The organism is Pseudomonas sp. JV241A, from assembly GCF_900275665.1.
Taxonomy (GTDB): domain Bacteria; phylum Pseudomonadota; class Gammaproteobacteria; order Pseudomonadales; family Pseudomonadaceae; genus Aquipseudomonas; species Aquipseudomonas wadenswilerensis.
In genome coordinates this window covers 1-15247 of record NZ_OPYO01000021.1, presented here as the reverse complement: position 1 = coordinate 15247, position 15247 = coordinate 1, and the positions used below count along the sequence as shown (strand labels likewise).

At 63.0% G+C, this 15247-nt stretch carries 16 protein-coding genes and 1 pseudogene; 8 read left to right on the top strand and 9 right to left on the bottom strand.

All coding sequences use genetic code 11. The features are described from left to right. Nucleotides 1-45: 45 nt before the first annotated feature. Nucleotides 46-732, bottom strand: coding sequence for a GntR family transcriptional regulator (locus tag JV241A_RS12875; protein ID WP_115087589.1), 687 nt, complete (start codon nt 730-732; stop codon nt 46-48). 657 nt (nt 733-1389) lie between these two features. Between JV241A_RS12875 and JV241A_RS12870 the strand changes: the two are divergent. Together JV241A_RS12870 and JV241A_RS12865 are read left to right on the top strand one after the other, a co-directional pair. Then, nucleotides 1390-2832 (top strand): annotated as a pseudogene (locus JV241A_RS12870) (NCS1 family nucleobase:cation symporter-1); the annotation flags it as partial. Between the two features lie 22 nt (nt 2833-2854). Beyond that, entirely contained in the window at nt 2855-3583 is a 729-nt protein-coding gene (locus JV241A_RS12865) for an aspartate/glutamate racemase family protein (protein WP_115087591.1), read from the top strand. A 126-nt stretch (nt 3584-3709) separates the two neighbouring features. On the opposite strand, the gene JV241A_RS12860 is transcribed toward JV241A_RS12865, so the two are convergent. Continuing rightward, nucleotides 3710-4126: a glycine zipper domain-containing protein gene (locus tag JV241A_RS12860; RefSeq protein WP_134062864.1), complete on the bottom strand. Its 417-nt coding sequence runs from the start codon at nt 4124-4126 to the stop codon at nt 3710-3712. 47 nt (nt 4127-4173) lie between these two features. Beyond that, complete coding sequence (locus tag JV241A_RS12855) at nt 4174-4419, bottom strand: hypothetical protein (protein WP_115087593.1); 246 nt, start codon at nt 4417-4419, stop codon at nt 4174-4176. 250 nt (nt 4420-4669) lie between these two features. Here JV241A_RS12855 and JV241A_RS12850 point away from each other — a divergent pair, with 250 nt between their 5' ends. From JV241A_RS12850 to JV241A_RS12840, 3 genes are all read left to right on the top strand, one after another. Beyond that, nucleotides 4670-5839, top strand: a complete 1170-nt coding sequence (locus JV241A_RS12850; protein ID WP_134062862.1) for a PAS domain-containing sensor histidine kinase — start codon at nt 4670-4672, stop codon at nt 5837-5839. An 84-nt stretch (nt 5840-5923) separates the two neighbouring features. After that, nucleotides 5924-6109 carry a hypothetical protein gene (locus tag JV241A_RS12845; RefSeq protein ID WP_134062860.1) on the top strand — a complete coding sequence of 62 codons (186 nt, stop codon included), beginning with the start codon at nt 5924-5926 and terminating at the stop codon, nt 6107-6109. Nucleotides 6110-6112: 3 nt separating this feature from the next. Further along, nucleotides 6113-7378, top strand: coding sequence for a DUF4303 domain-containing protein (locus JV241A_RS12840; RefSeq protein WP_134062858.1), 1266 nt, complete (start codon nt 6113-6115; stop codon nt 7376-7378). A gap of 342 nt (nt 7379-7720) precedes the next feature. On the opposite strand, the gene JV241A_RS12835 is transcribed toward JV241A_RS12840, so the two are convergent. Genes JV241A_RS12835 through JV241A_RS12825 form a run of 3 tightly spaced genes read right to left on the bottom strand, consistent with a single transcriptional unit; the run spans nt 7721 to nt 10181 of the window. Beyond that, nucleotides 7721-8146, bottom strand: coding sequence for a hypothetical protein (locus tag JV241A_RS12835; RefSeq protein ID WP_134062856.1), 426 nt, complete (start codon nt 8144-8146; stop codon nt 7721-7723). Further along, complete coding sequence (locus JV241A_RS12830; RefSeq protein WP_115087598.1) at nt 8143-9474, bottom strand: ATP-binding protein; 1332 nt, start codon at nt 9472-9474, stop codon at nt 8143-8145. The genes JV241A_RS12835 and JV241A_RS12830 overlap by 4 nt, the downstream gene beginning before the upstream one ends. After that, complete coding sequence (locus JV241A_RS12825) at nt 9471-10181, bottom strand: response regulator (protein ID WP_233673720.1); 711 nt, start codon at nt 10179-10181, stop codon at nt 9471-9473. Before JV241A_RS12825 ends, JV241A_RS12830 begins: the two co-directional genes overlap by 4 nt. A gap of 164 nt (nt 10182-10345) precedes the next feature. Between JV241A_RS12825 and JV241A_RS12820 the strand changes: the two genes are divergently transcribed. Further along, nucleotides 10346-10657, top strand: a complete 312-nt coding sequence (locus JV241A_RS12820; RefSeq protein ID WP_134062854.1) for a hypothetical protein — start codon at nt 10346-10348, stop codon at nt 10655-10657. Nucleotides 10658-10659: 2 nt separating this feature from the next. Continuing rightward, nucleotides 10660-11367, top strand: a complete 708-nt coding sequence (locus tag JV241A_RS12815; RefSeq protein ID WP_115087601.1) for a DUF3313 domain-containing protein — start codon at nt 10660-10662, stop codon at nt 11365-11367. On the opposite strand, the gene JV241A_RS12810 is transcribed toward JV241A_RS12815, so the two are convergent. Further along, on the bottom strand, nt 11339-13168 hold the full coding sequence (locus JV241A_RS12810; RefSeq protein ID WP_134062852.1) for an SLC13 family permease: 1830 nt from the start codon (nt 13166-13168) through the stop codon (nt 11339-11341). The two genes, JV241A_RS12815 and JV241A_RS12810, sit on opposite strands and share 29 nt — an antisense overlap. Nucleotides 13169-13306: 138 nt before the next feature. Between JV241A_RS12810 and JV241A_RS12805 the strand changes: the two genes are divergently transcribed. Further along, the gene (locus JV241A_RS12805; RefSeq protein ID WP_115087603.1) at nt 13307-13702 is read left to right on the top strand and encodes a hypothetical protein; all 396 of its coding nucleotides are present in this window, start codon (nt 13307-13309) and stop codon (nt 13700-13702) included. Between the two features lies 1 nt (nt 13703). Here JV241A_RS12805 and JV241A_RS12800 read toward each other — a convergent pair whose 3' ends face one another. Together JV241A_RS12800 and JV241A_RS12795 are read right to left on the bottom strand one after the other, a co-directional pair. Further along, nucleotides 13704-14123: an RDD family protein gene (locus JV241A_RS12800; RefSeq protein ID WP_134062850.1), complete on the bottom strand. Its 420-nt coding sequence runs from the start codon at nt 14121-14123 to the stop codon at nt 13704-13706. 132 nt (nt 14124-14255) lie between these two features. Beyond that, a complete protein-coding gene (locus JV241A_RS12795; protein ID WP_134062848.1) occupies nt 14256-15185 on the bottom strand; it encodes an IS110 family transposase in 930 nt (309 codons plus the stop codon). Between the last annotated feature and the right edge of the window lie 62 nt (nt 15186-15247).

Below are 15247 nucleotides of genomic sequence, written 5' to 3'. Positions count from 1 at the left end.
CGGTTGCAGTGGATTTCTGAATGCGAACCCTGGCCTGGCGCTGATTCAGCCCAGCAGGTGCTTGAGCGGGTGATAGTCGGCCTTGAGCGTTTGCGTGGCCTTGAGAATCGCCTCTTCGATGCCGCGCAGGTGAGTGCACACCAGCTCGATGGCCGCGGCCTGGTCACCGGCTTCGATGAAGCCCAGCAGGCGCAGGTGCTCGTTGCCGCGGCAGGCCTCATGGCGCTCGTCATCCAGGGTCGAGGCGTACAGCGAGCCACGTTCGATCAGCTTGCGGAACCAGTCGAGCAGCACCGGGTTGTCGAGCACTTCGGCCAGGCGCAGGTGGAACTCGCCGAGCAGGTTGACGTAGCGCCCATGGTCGCCAGCGTCGGCGGCGGCTTCTTCTTCGGCAACATGCTGGTGCAGCGGTGCGAGGATGTCGGGGTCGGCGCGTCGGCACAGCTCGGTGACGATGCCGATTTCGATCAGCCGACGGGTTTCGAACACCGAGCGGATGTCATCGTCGCTGGGCAGTGATACCCAGGCGCCCTTGTTCAGTTCGGTGGACACCAGGCCGTCGGCTTCCAGTTGCTTGAGCGCTGCGCGCACCGAGGTGCGGCTGACCTTGAACAGCTCGGCCAACGACGACTCGCCCAGCTTCATGCCGGGGCGCAGGGTGCGTTTTCTGATGGCCTCGTGAACCCCTTGGTAGACGCGCTCTACCGTCGATGCGGGGTGTTTTTCCGTCATTACCAGCTCCGATATGCCTTGACCTTATAAGCATGCCGTAAATGTGGGCTGCTGTGCACCACTGTGTGGCAGATGAACCTGTGGGAGCTGCTTGCACCCAATCCTGTGGGAGCCGGCCTTGCCGGCGATTGGTTCAGGCAAAACCTGATGTGCTGAATGTACTGGCTTCATCGCGGGTCAAGCCCGCTCCTACAGTATTGAGTGGGTACATATATTGCTGGTTGTGTGTACTTGAGTAGCGTTCAAGTGGATACATGTTTCCTGCCTCGTTACCTGATTTCTCAATTTTCTCCCTCTGGCGTTTGACCGTTTGGTCAGCTTAATCAGCCTTTCAGCAACCCAGCAAAAAAAATTACCGGATAAAAATCAAATGGATAACTGCCTGCAACGCAGCAGGCAGGTTCGCCGCTGACTGCCCTTTGGCACACATATTGTTCGTCGAAAATCGTAATACAAAAATTGTATGCAATATTTGTATGCATCGGCGCAGGGCAGCGCCAACACTGCGGTCCCACTCTTCAAATCCAACAATAATTCGCTGCAGCACCTTCATTCAGGCGCTGCAGAAGGAGCCCGGGGAACATGCAATTGGATACTTCCAACCCGCTGCAAACCTCCTACCTGCCACCGCAGGCCGCGCCGGTCGAGCAGGGGGCCCTGAGCCCCCGACTGCACAACGCCGACCTTGCGCCGACCAAGGCTGAAGGCCGGCGTTGGGGCGGTTACAGCATTTTTGCCTTGTGGACCAACGATGTGCACAACATCGCCAACTATTCCTTCGCCATGGGCCTGTTCGCCCTCGGCCTGTCCGGCTGGCAGATGCTTGCGGCGCTGAGCATCGGTGCCGTGCTGGTGTACTTCTTCATGAACCTCTCGGGTTACATGGGGCAGAAAACCGGGGTGCCGTTCCCGGTGATCAGCCGCATGAGTTTCGGCATCTACGGTGCGCAGTTGCCGGCCATCATCCGCGCGGTGATCGCCATCGCCTGGTTCGGCATCCAGACCTACCTGGCCTCGGTGGTGTTGCGGGTGCTGCTGGTGGCGGTGTCGCCCGACCTGGCACGCTTCGACCATGACGCGATCCTCGGCCTGTCCAGCCTCGGCTGGGCGAGTTTTATCGCCATCTGGCTGGTGCAGTTGGTGATCCTCACCTTCGGCATGGAGATGGTGCGCAAGTACGAATCTTTCGCCGGGCCGGTGATTCTTTCCACCGTGCTGATCCTGGCGGTGTGGATGTACCTGCGGGTCGATGGGAACCTGGCCTGGTCGGTCGGCGAGCCGCTGACCGGGTGGGCGATGTGGACCCAGGTGTTTGCCGGTGGCGCGCTGTGGCTGGCGATCTACGGCACGCTGATCCTCAACTTCTGCGACTTCGCCCGTTCGGCGCCGTGCCGCAAGACCATCCGCATCGGTAACTTCTGGGGCCTGCCGGTGAATATCCTGGTGTTTGCGGTGATCAGCTTCGTGCTGGCCGGGGCGCAGTTCAGCATCGATGGCCGGGTGATCGACAGCCCGACCCAGATCGTTGCCGCGATCCCCGACAAGACCTTCCTGGTGCTCGGTTGCCTGGCCTTTCTGATCGTCACCGTGGCGGTGAACATCATGGCCAATTTCGTTGCGCCTGCGTTCGTGTTGTCGAGCCTGGCGCCGAGCCGCCTGAACTTTCGCCGCGCAGGATTGATCAGCGCCACCCTGGCGGTGCTGATCCTGCCCTGGAACCTCTACAACAGCCCGCTGGTGATCGTTTACTTCCTCTCCGGCCTGGGCGCGCTGCTGGGGCCGCTGTACGGGATCATCATGGTCGACTACTGGTTGATCCGCAAAGCCCAGGTGCATGTGCCCGACCTCTACAGCGAAGCGGCCAGCGGCACCTACCACTACACCCGCGGGGTCAACTACAAGGCGGTGGCCGCCCTGGTGCCCTCGGCCATTGCCGCCGTGGTGCTGTCGCTGGTGCCGGCCTTCAGCGCCCTGACGCCGTTCTCCTGGTTCTTCGGCGCCGCCATTGCCGGCGGCGTGTACTACCTGATCTCCGATCGCAACAAACACTACGTGGACTGTTCCGGCGAGCACTTTGCCGTCGACAGCGCCCAGCACTGAGTTCTGCACAAGGAATACCGCAATGAGAATTTTGGTCGTAAACGTCAACACCACGGTGTCGATCACCGACGCCATCGCCCGCCAGGCGCGCAGCGTGGCTTCGCCAGGCACCGAGATCGTCGGCCTGACCCCGCGCTTTGGCGCAGAATCGGTGGAGGGTAATTTCGAGAGTTACCTGGCGGCAGTGGCGGTGATGGAGCGGGTGCTCAGTTATGACCAGCCGTTCGATGCGGTGATCCAGGCCGGGTACGGCGAGCACGGGCGCGAAGGCTTGCAGGAGTTGCTCAATGTGCCGGTGGTGGACATCACCGAGGCGGCGGCCAGCCTCGCCATGTTGCTGGGCCATCGCTATTCGGTGGTGACCACCCTGGATCGCACCGTGCCGCTGATCGAAGACCGCCTGAAACTGGCCGGGCTGGACAGCCGTTGCGCTTCGGTGCGTGCCAGTGGCCTGGCGGTGCTGGAGCTGGAAGAAGACCCGGAGCGGGCCATCGAGTCAGTGGTGCGTGAAGCCGAGGAGGCCGTGCAGTTCGACAAGGCCGAGGTCATTTGCCTGGGCTGTGGCGGCATGGTCGGGCTGGAGGAACGGATCCAGGCGCGCACCGGGGTGCCGGTGGTGGACGGGGTGACGGCGGCGGTGGCGTTGGCGGAGTCGTTGGTGCGCTTGAAGTTGAGTACGTCGAAGGTGCGCACTTATGCGCCGCCGCGGCAGAAGCAGATTCTGGGGTGGCCTCGGGCGTTGTTGGGGTGAATTGACTTTGCCGTCCGCGGCGGCCTCATCGCCGGCCAGGCCGGCTCCCACAGAGGCTGGCGTCATGGGGACTCTGTGGGAGCTGGCCTTGCCAGCGATCGACCGCGCAGCGGTCGGCTTTTTCATTCAGCGGTGTTTGTGCTTACGCTTGTGCTTGTGTTTATGCCCACCGGAATCGTGACGGTTATCGTCGGCGATGTTGTTGCCCAGGGCACCACCGGCCGCGCCACCCAGGCCGGCGCCGATGGTCGAGCCGGTACGACCGCCCAACTGGTTACCGATCACCGAGCCACCCGCCGAACCCAGGCCGCCGCCAATCGCGGCCTCGGTACGGTTGCCCTTGCGCGCACCGACGGCGCTGCCAGCTGCGCCGCCAACACCCGCGCCAATGGCTGCACCAGTGCTGCCGCCGATCTGCTGACCGACCACGTTACCCAACGTCCCGCCGAGGCCACCGCCAATGGCGGCAGTACCATCCCCGGCAGCCATGGCGCCCTGGGAGAGCAGGATACCCAGCGTCAATGCAGGTAATGAGATACGCATGTTGTTAGCCTCAAGAAATACGGGGGTTAGGGGAGCAGCAGGGTAAATCAATCGTCATCATCATCGTCGTCACGGTCGCGACGGCGGTCGTGGTCGTAGTTGCGGTAGCGGTCGTCATCGCGGTAGCGCTTGTACTTGCGATGGTCGTGATCGTCGCGGTCATCCCAGTCGCGGGAGTAACGATGGTCACGGTCGCCACGGCGGTAATCGTCGCGGTCGTAATCGTGGTAGTAGCAGCCAGAGGCGGCCAGTACGCTGGCGATCACGGCGATTTGCGTCAGCTGTTTCAGCACTGAGGGTCCTTGATCCGCAGAGCGGTAGGGAAGGTATTAGCTCAGACTGTGTTTCCGGGATTTTGTTTCCGGATGGGCGTTGTAATTTGCGGCAACAAAAAAGGCCCACCGGAGTGGGCCAAACGTTCTGAAGGGAGGACGCTCAGGATAAAACCTGGCCGGTTAAGCCGTCGTTAAGGGCGGGCAGGGTCTATAATTCTTTCGATTTACCCGTCTTGCCTACCACATCCCGCCCCGGGTCGGTGCCGCCATGCCTGCAGAGAATGAGCCGCTTCCTGCGTCGCAGATCCTCTTCGACGATGCTGATTGCGGTTTATTGCTGACCGCCGAAAACGGTCAGATCGAGCGGGTCAACCTGACCTTCTGCCGCTGGATCGGCTATCACCGCGACGAACTGCTGGGCCGCCCCATTCAAAGCCTGATGAGCCTGGATGCGCGCACCTTTCACCAGGCCTACTGGCTGCCGTTGCTGCAAATCCAGGGCTCGGTGGTCGATGTCAAATTCGACCTGATGCACCATGATGGCTACACCTTGCCGATGATGCTCAGCGCCATCAGTTGCGAGCACGACAGTGGCGTCTTTCACGAACTGGCGCTGTTCAGGGCCGAAGGCCGCCCGCGCTACGAGCGGGCGCTGCTCAACGCGCGCATGCTTGCCGAACAGCACCTGGCCAAACACCTGAAAACCCGGCGTGCCCTGGACATCGCCCAGGGCAAGTTGCGCGTCATTCATGCCGCGACCGAGAACCGCGCGTTGTTTGCCGAGCAAATGGTCGGCATCGTCAGCCACGACCTGCGCAACCCCCTGGCGGCGATCAAGATGGCGGCAGACCTGCTCGGGCGTGGCCTGCTGGATGCCAAGCAGACCCAGGTGCTGGGCCATATCACCCATTCGGCGGACCGGGCGCAACGGTTGGTGGCTGATTTGCTCGATTTCACCCTGGTGCAGGTCGGGCGCGGTATCGCCGTGAGCGTGCAGCCCGTGCGCCTGCACGCGCTGATCGGCCAGTGCCTGGAAGAACTACGCCTGGTGTTTCCCGGCCATCGGCTGATTCATCAGGCGCTGGGTGACGGCGAGTTCATCGCCGACAGTGATCGGCTCTACCAGTTGGTCGGTAACCTGGTGGCCAACGCCATGGCCTACGGCGCGCCGGGCAGCGAGGTCAGTGTCAGTTCGAGCTTCGAGGACGACCGGGTGTTGCTGTCGGTGCACAACCACGGCACGCCGATTCCGCCGGAGCTGCTGGATAACCTGTTCGAGCCGATGATCCGCGGCAGCCATGACAATGCCGAGCTGCGCAGCGTCGGATTGGGGTTGTTCATCGTGCGCGAGATCGTCCGTGCCCATGGTGGCGAGGTGGTGGTCAGTTCATCCGCGCAGGCGGGCACCACCTTTACCGTGACGTTTCCGCGAAGTTGACAGGCGCCCGCATCTGGGCCAAGTTGGCCGCCTTCAAGCCTGACCTCGGTCGGGCTTTTGTTTTTTCGGGCAGGGATGTCGATCGTGAAGTTTCTCAAGAAAGCCGTGTGGTTTGTCCTGTGCATCACCTCTGGCATTGTCATGGGCACCGGGCTGTTCCAGTTCGTCGGGCCTGGCGGCAACACCGACCTGGGTGCGATGCTGGTGATGATCGCGTTTTTCATGGGCTATTTTCTGCGCCCGCAACGAGCGGCGCGGGTGGTGCGCTGAAGCATGGACTGGAAAACCCTGGAAAACAGCCTGGTCGACTCGGCACGGGCCACCCTTGAGGCGCTGCTCGACGACGGTGTCGGGCCGCTGTATGGCGCGGCCTTTCATGCCAGCTACCGTGAAGAGGAACGGGTCATCGACCTGCCGTCGTTTGCGGCCAACAGCCTGGCGGCGCTGGATGAGGATCATCCCCGGCGCAAGCAGGAAGGCTTCTGGGGCGTGCAGTGGAACCCGGCGGACTGGCGTTGGGACTGGTTGCTGGACGATTACGCCAACGCTGCCCTCAGTGCCCTGGAGGCGCCGCTGCAAGCTTATGCCAATCGTGCCGGGCCGGATGCCTGGGCGGCGACCGAGCAGCGCTTTCTGAGGACGGTGGCGCGCGCCGCCAAGGCCCTGAACCGCATTTACGCTAAAGATCCACGGGTGGCCAAGGACTTCATTGTGTTTTTCCATGATGAATACGGCGGGCCGGAGCTGGCGGCCAAAAGCCTGTCGCCACGTCAGTTCCTGCACCATTTCCCCGAGCAGGATGCCACCGAGCAGGAGCGCCGGCGCGTTGCCGCGCTGGCAGACGACCAGCAGGTGAACTACTACCTGAGCTGCCTCTCGCGTCCTCAGCCTATTGACGGCGAGGAGGCCAGCCGCTGGCTGATTGCCCGTGGCGCCAGTGCAACGGCTGCGTTGGTGCACCTGCTGCAGAAGGGCCCGGAGCGCTGGCGGGCGGCGATGATCCTGGGCCTTGCCGGGGTGGCCGAGGCGGCGGCAATCGAAGCGTTGCGTCTGCAAGTGGTCAACGGCACAGAGCCGAGCACGCGCAGGTGGAGTGCCAACGCGTTGGGTTATCTGGGCGATTTTGACTGGTTGCTGGCGCAGGCGGCAGATACCCAGCTGGCGGGCTTTTCGGTGGTTGGCTGCTGCGCCAGTCTCAGGGCGTTTCGCGATCAGGGTGCGCAGCCAGGGGTACTGGATTACCGTCCGCTTGAAACCCTGTTGCAGCGTTATCCGCAGTGCGCAGCGGACGCCGAGGAGACGATCAAACCGGGCTCCAGTTTTTGCACCCTCAGCAACGGCGACATCGAGGAAGCAGTGCGCGGCCTGGCGTCTGAGCATGTCGCCATTCGCCGCCATGCCGCCTGCGTGCTCGACAACCGTCGGCTGGGCAAGCGCAAACTGGCCCCGGCCCTGGCCGCGCTACGCGAATGCCTCAATGATGCTGACCCGAAGGTGGCCTACCTGGCTGGCTTGACCCTGGAGTCGCTGCAACGCTGAGGCGAGCAACCGGCCTTTGTCTTGGCAGCCACTGGTCCAGCGGACACAGCTCCACTGTGGGAGCGGGCTTGACCCGCGATGAGGCCAGTGCAGGCGGCACATAAGGTGGTGTCTGGTTTACGACCGCTTCGCGCTCGATCGCTGGCAAGTCCAGCTCCCACAAGTCCGGCGTACACAGCTCCACTGTAGGAGCGGGCTTGACCCGCGATGAGGCCGATACAGCCAGCACATCAGCTGACGTCTGGATTACGATCCCTGGCAAGGCCAGCTCCCACAAGTCCGGCGTACACAGATCACTGTGGGAGCTGGCTTGCCAGCGATGAGGCCCGCCCAGTCGACTCATCAGCTGGCGCCTGCTCGCCTGGCGCCGCAAACACCCAACCATACAAAGGACAGCAACCAGACGTAATACCCATAGGTGTATCCGGTAACGGTGAACTGACCGTCCTCGTCATACAAACTCACCAATTGCCACTGCACCGACAACCCGGCCAGCAAGGCCAGCAGGGCATAGATCAGCCTGCGTCTGGCGCTGCGGGTCCGGTACGCCGCCAGGAACAATGGGTTCGCCAGCCAGGCGAAGTAGCCGAACAGCATGACCGGCAAGCCCAGAATGGAGGCCAGAAAGCCGGAGTTGGTGGTTTGGCTGTAGACCTCGTGCAGCCAGTTGTGCTCCTCGCTGTGCACTGCGGGTAGCACCAGGCTGAGCAGGTAGAGGGCCAGCCCCAGGTCTCGTGGCTCAAGCCGTCGCGGGCGCCATTTGATCACCGTGGCAACTCGATACGCGCCACCAGGCCGCCGCCCTGGCGGTTGCTCAGCAGCAGCTCACCCCCCTGTTCGCGAACCGCCGAGCGCGCCGACGACAGCCCCAGGCCAACACCACCGGTATCGCGGTTGCGCGAGGACTCCAGGCGAAAGAACGGCATGAACACCTGGTCCAGCGACGCTTCGGGAATTCCCGGGCCGCGGTCACTGATTTCGATAACGATGTTGTGGGCGCTGCTGCTCAACTGTACCTCGGGCTCGCGTGCATACTTCAGGGCATTCTCCAGCAGGTTGGTCACGGCGCGTTTCAATCCCAGGGGCCGACCGTTGAAAACCAGGTTGGCCGGTCCTTCGAAGGCTACATTGATCTGCTGATCGCGATAGTCGTCGACCAGGGTTTGCAGCAGTTCGGCAAGGTCGAACGGGGTGGTTTCCTCCAGCCGGGTTTCGTCACGGAAGAAGCCCAGCGCGGCTGTGATCATGCTCTGCATTTCATCGACGTCACGGAACAGCTTGCGTTGTTGCTCCGGGTCGTCGATGAACTCGCCGCGCAGGCGCATGCGCGTCAAGGGGGCGCGCAAATCGTGGGAAATGGCCGCGAGCATCTGCGTGCGCTCGGCCACAAAATGCTGGATCTGCGCCTGCATGGTGTTGAAGGCAGTGATCGCCTGGCGCCATTCATGCGGGCCTTCAAGGCCAATGGGCGGCGCACGAAAATCACTGCCAAAGCGCCGCGCCGCACGAGCGAAGCGCTGCAGCGGGCCAGCCAGCTGACGGGTGCCGACCCAGGCCACCAGCAGCGCGGCAACCAGCGCCAGCACGCCGATGATGGTAAAGCGCATGGCCGAACTCAGGCCCCAGCTGCGGTACGGCGGGGTGAAAGCCAGCCAGCTGCCGTCGTTGATCTGCATGACCAGTTTGTAATGGGCATCGGGGCTGTCCGCCGGCCAGTCGCTGGGCTGGAAGCCCTCCAGCTGTCGCGGGCTGTCGGCCAGCAGGCGCTGCAGCGGCGGGGCTTCCTCCAGGGTAATCCGTGCCCCTGGCCCGGGCAGTTGCAGGTCGGCGCGCTGGCGGCTCCACTGCACCTCCAGCAACGGGTTGCTGGCTGCCCGTGCCAGCGTCGGGCGCAGCTCGGGCGGCGCGGCTTCGAGGGTACGGGTGGTCACGGCGATCTGTTCGAGCAGGCCGGTCTGGGTCAACGGCGGGCGCGCCCAGACCCCGGCCATCTGCACGAACAGCACATTGAGCGCCACCGAGGTCAGCATCGCCGCGATGATGGTCAGGGCAATGCGCCGGCTGATGCTGTCGCGGCGCAGGTCGAGGCGGATCACGAGCGGCTGACCTTGGCGCTGAACAGGTAACCGCCATTGCGCACCGTGCGGATCAGCTCCGGGCGCTTGCTGTCGGGCTCGATCTTGCGCCGCAGGCGGCTGACCTGCACGTCGATGCTGCGGTCGAAGGCTTCGTGGCCCTGGCCGCGGGCCAGGTCGATCAGCTGCTCGCGGGTGAGGATGCGCTGCGGGTGTTCGAGGAACACCAGCAGCAGGTCGAACTCACCGGCCGACAGCGGCACCATGACCCCTTCGGGGGTGCGCAGTTCGCGCCGGGTGACGTCCAGTTGCCAGTGGTCGAAGTGAATCAGCGGGCGGGTTTCTTCCTGGCTCGGCCGCAGTTGTTCACCAGCCCGGCGCTGTACCGCACGCAGGCGGGCGAGCAGTTCGCGGGCATCGAAGGGCTTGCCCAGGTAGTCGTCGGCGCCCAACTCCAGGCCGACGATGCGGTCGCTGAGCTCGTCCATGGCGGTGAGCATGATGATCGGGATACCGGTGTTGGCCCGCAGCTTCTGGCACAGGCTCAGGCCGCCTTCGCCGGGCAGCATCAGGTCGAGGATGATGATGTCCGGGCGCTGCTGTTCGATGGCCGCCCACATGGCCTCGCCGTTGCCGGCCAGGTCGACTTCATAGCCGTGGCGGACAAAGAACTTCTTCAGCAGGGCACAAATTTCCATGTCGTCATCGACGATCAGCAGTCTGCTCACGTTGTGGTCCACGGGCCGTGAAAAGTGCGTATCTAAAACCATTCTGCGCTGCTGGTCATTTATTTCAATCTCGCAACATTCCTGCAGCGCCGACACAAAGCGGACATCAGCCAGCAAAAGCCCTGGGGCACGCTGTGGCCAGTTCACTCAAGGGAGTTTTCCAGATGCCGGCCACACACCCGACCAACGGCTTCGACAGCAGCCAGTCGCTGACCCTCGACCTGCGTACCCAGGAGCTGTGGCGCAACGCGCTGCTCAGCTACCAGGACTCGCGCCTGGGTTTGTCCAGCGACGGCAGGCACATGGTCCTCAGCCACTATTTCGAGCGTTACAGCCCCACCAGCAACCAGTGGATGGAGTACAGCTACAAGATTCCCCTGGGTGAACTGGTGCACTGGATCATGAGCCAGGGCGAGCTGCACGTGGACCGTTCCACCAGCACGCCAAGCCCGGCCAACGACGGCTTTGGAGGCTGAGCATGCGCAAGCAATTGATCGTACCGCTTTTGAGTGCCTCGCTGCTGCTGGCCGGTTGCAGCCAGAACAAGGTCAACCCCAAGGAGTACTCGGGCTTTCTGCGCAATTATGACCAGTTGAGCGAACACAAGACCGCCTCCGGCGACACCGTGCTGCGCTGGGTCAGCCCCAAGCTGCGCATGGAACGCTACAGCCAGGTGTACATCGCCCCCAGCCAGTTCTACCCGATGCCCAAGGCCAGCACGCGAATCCCCGAGACCACCCTCAAAGCGGTGACCACCTATTACGATACGGCCCTCAAACGTGAGCTGGGCAAGGTCCTCAACCTGGTCGAGCAGCCCGGCCCGCACACCTTGATCGTGCGCCCGGCGATCACCTCCGTGGGCGCCCATACCCAGGCGCTGCACTTCTATGAATACCTGCCGGTGACCTTGGTGGCCGCCGGGGTCAGCAGTGCCGTCGGTATCCGCGACCTCGACAGCGTGATCGCCACCGAGGCGGCGTTCCTTGATGGCGGCAGCCGCGCGGTGGTCGCCGAGGTGGTGCGCAAGGGTACCGGCCTGCCGCTGGAGAACGACAATCAGGTGATGAGCGCCGACAACCTCAAAGTGGTGCTCGATGCCTGGGCGCGGGACTGGCGCGTGGCCGCCGAGACGCTCCAGGAGCAAAAACGCAGCGCCGTCACAGGGCAAAAAACCACGGCACCATGACCACGCTGACCACCATTACCAGCAGGGTGAACGGCACCCCGACCTTGACGAAATCGCCGAAGCGATACTGGCCGGGGCCGAGTACCAGGGTGTTGACCGGCGACGACACCGGGGTCATGAACGCCGCCGAAGCCGCCAGGGCGACGATCATCGCAAAGGGGTAGGGCGAGGCACCCAGCTGCTCGGCGGTGGTCACCGCCACCGGCGCCATCAGCACCGCGGTGGCCGTGTTGGAAATGAACAGGCCGATGATCGCGGTGATCGCGAACAGGCTGGCGAGAATCACATAGGGCCCGGCACTGCCAAGCATCTGCACCAGGCCGTGCACGGCCAGGGCGATGCCGCCGGTTTTCTGCAGGGCCAGGGCGAAGGGCAGCATGCCGACAATCAGCACCAGGCTTTGCCAGTGGATGGCCCGGTAGGCGCTGTTCATGTCGATGCAGCGCCCGGCGCCCATCAGCAGGCAGCCGATCAGCGCGGCAATCACGTTGGGTACCACGCCGCTGACCATCAAGCCGACCATCACCGCCAGGCTGATCAGCGCGTAGGGCGCGCGATTGCCCGCTGGGGCGACATTGTCGATTTCTGCCGGCAGGCTCAATACCAGGAAGTCCCGTGGCTGGGTCTGCAACTGGCGAATGGCTTTCCAGGTGCCGATCACCAGCAAGGTGTCGCCGAGCTTGAGTTTTTCTTCCACCAATTGCTCTTCGATGGCGTTCTGGTCGCGGCGCAGGCCGACCACGTTGAGGCCCCAGCGGCTGCGGAAGGTCAGCTCCAGCAGGGTCTTGCCGATCAGCTGCGAGCCAGGCGGCACCGCCACTTCGGCCATGCCCACTTCCTGCGACTGGTCGATGAAGTAGGCGGCCTTGAAGTGCAATGGCTCCAGCTGCATGTTCTGGCACAGGCTGCGCAGGTCGTCCTTGGGCGCGAACAGGTCAAGCAGCAGCACATCGCCTTCGTGCACCGTCGTGCTCGAATCGGGGCTGAGTACGCGGGTGGTGAACTTGTGCTGGCGCTCGATGCCGACCACGCTGGCGCCGTGTTCGGTGCGCAGTTTCAGCTCGCTGAGGCTATGGCCGATCAACGGCGAGCCCGGGCGCACGCGCAGGCGCCGTTCGCGGCCGGCGAGCTTGTAGTCGATGATCAGGTCGAGCAGGGTACGCCGGGTTTGCGCGCTGCCGTCCTTGCGCACCTCGCCGCCGAGCCAGTGGCGGGTCAGCAGCATGTAGCCTACGCCAAGCAACAGCACCACCAGGCCGAACGGGGTAAAGCTGAAGAAGCTGAAACCGCTTTCGCCATGACGCACCAGCTCGCTGTGCACCACCACGTTGGGCGGCGTTGCCACCAGGCTGAGCATGCCGCTGATCAGCCCGGCGAAGGCCAGCGGCATCATCAGGCGGCTGGGCGAGACCTTCATCCGTGCGGCAATGCTCAGCACCACCGGAATGAAGATCGCCACCACCCCGGTGGAACTCATCACCGAACCCAGCCCGGCCACGCAGACCATCAGCAACACGATCAGCCGCGCTTCACTGTTGCCGGCGCGGTCGGCCATCCACTCGCCAATCCGGTAGGCGATGCCGGTGCGCACCAGGCCTTCGCCGATCACGAACAGGGCGGCGATCAGCACCACGTTGGGGTCGCTGAAACCGGCCAGGGCTTCCTGCACACTGATGATGCCCAGCAGCGGCAGGGCGACGATCACCAGCAGGGCGACCACGTCCATGCGTGGCCGGTTGGCGATGAACAGGGCCACGGCGGTGAACAGCAGACCGAGTACCCAGAGCAGTTCGTGATTCATGCAGTCATCCTGATCGGTGAAGGCTGCAAGTCTGGCAGAAATTCGTCGCGCGTTTGTTGATGTGCTGCAGCGGGTGCGGCATCAGTGCTGATCGGTGGTAGAGTTGCCGCCGTTTTTGATCAATCAAGGAAGAATGTTTTGGACCCGAACACCAGCAACTGGAAGGGCACCGCCCTGGCCTTCGGTTTGATCGGCTGCATCACGCTGATCGGCTACATCATCGACTACACCTCGAAGATCAATGTCTTTCTGATCTGGGATTTCAAGGCCTACTCCTACATCGCCATCTGCTTCAGCCTGGTGGCCCTGGCGTTGCTGGGCACGTTCCTGCTCAATCACCACAACATCGACACCAATGTATTCGGCGGCCTGCTGGTGTTGGTGATAGCGGGTATCTCGCAGATGATCTTCGGCGTCGAGCCCTCGGTGATCCTGTGCCTGGCCGGGCTGTACCTGGCCGGCGCGATCGGCCTGGCCATCGGCTTTGGCAACAAGCGCGCGATGGACGCTGCAGAGGCCGACGAGGAGCTGTAGCTCAGGCCTCGTTCAATTGCTGGCGCAGCACCTTGAGGTCGCGGCTGTCGATCACATAGGTGCGCGCCAGCCAGTCGCCGGGCCGCTGGCAATGGCGCGACTCGGCGCACAGCCAGATGACGATCAGGCCAAAGGCGGCCTCGAACGGCCGGGTGATGCCGCGCACCAGCGCCTGCAGCAGGCTCGGCGGCTGGCCGGCGCGGTTGATCACGGTGAGCCGGAACACCACCTTGCCCGGTGTTTGCCCGCGCATCAGGTACTCGAACAGCGGGAAGTACAGCAACTGCATCAGCAGCATGCCGTCTTCGCCGCGGCCATAGCCCACCACGGCCAGCGCGAACCAGGCGCCGAGGGCGAGCAGGGTATCGAGCAGCCAGGCGCCGATGCGGCGGATGATCAGGGTGGTACGGGAGACGTGCATGGTGGTTGCGCTGATCCTTGCGAGGTGGGGCGATGGTCGCATTCTTGCCGCTGTAAAGCACGGCCTGGATTGGCAAGGCCAGCTCCCACGGGATCTATGTATGCCAACCCATTGTGGGAGCAACTGTCTTGATCAGGCTGTTTGCACTCGCCAAGGGGTATTGTCCCGCAGCATTGCATTCAGCCTGACGATCAGCACCCGCATGCAAGCTACGAGTGCCACCTTGGCGCACTTGCCACGTGCCCGAAGTGCTTCGTAGCGTGCTTTAAATTCTGTGTTGTGACGGATGATGATCCAGCTCGACATGTACAGCACTCGCCTTACATGGGCCCGACCACCCCATATCTGGCGGTGCCCTCGATGGCTACCACTATCGTTGTTGTAAGGCGCTACGCCCACCAGAGCGGCGATCTGACGGCGGTCCAACTGCCCCAGTTCAGGCAGTGAGGCGAGCAGATTTGCGGCGGTTACTCGACCGATTCCGGTCACTGCCAATAACTGACGCGCCCTGGTATCGTCCAGTTGCACCATCGCCTGGTCAATTTCTTCGTCGAGGCGTTTGATCAGCACTTTCAGCTGCTCTATATGCTCATCGAAGTGGGCCATCACTGTTGCCGAGCGACATTGCTGGCGACGCCGCTTGTCGTCATCACGGCTCTGCACAAATTGGGCGCGCTGCTTCACCAGCTCTCGCAGCTCTTCGCGTTCAGGGCTGACCGGTTGGCCTTGAGGGGCGCTGAGGTGTGCAGCGAAGTCCGCAAGGACTTCGGCGTCGATCTTGTCGGTTTTGGCTTTTTTACCCATGGCATCGGCGAATTTTCGGGCACGGGCTGGGTTGATGCAGATGGTTTCCAGTCCTGCTGAGGCCAGGGCGATCAACACATCTTTCTCGTAGCCGCCTGTCGCTTCGATCAGCACTCGACTGATATTGAAGTCCTTCAGACGCTCAAGCAACACCTCGAAGCCTGCGGAGTTGTTGGCCACTTCGAAGCGGATTTTCTGAGGCTTGATGCAGATTTCCAAAGTGGCTTTGGCAGTGTCGATTCCAACAGAAGACAACATGGCTGAACCCTCTTACACTCAGTTGTGAGAGCGCTCTGGCTTGGCCCACGCTTGTGATTCGA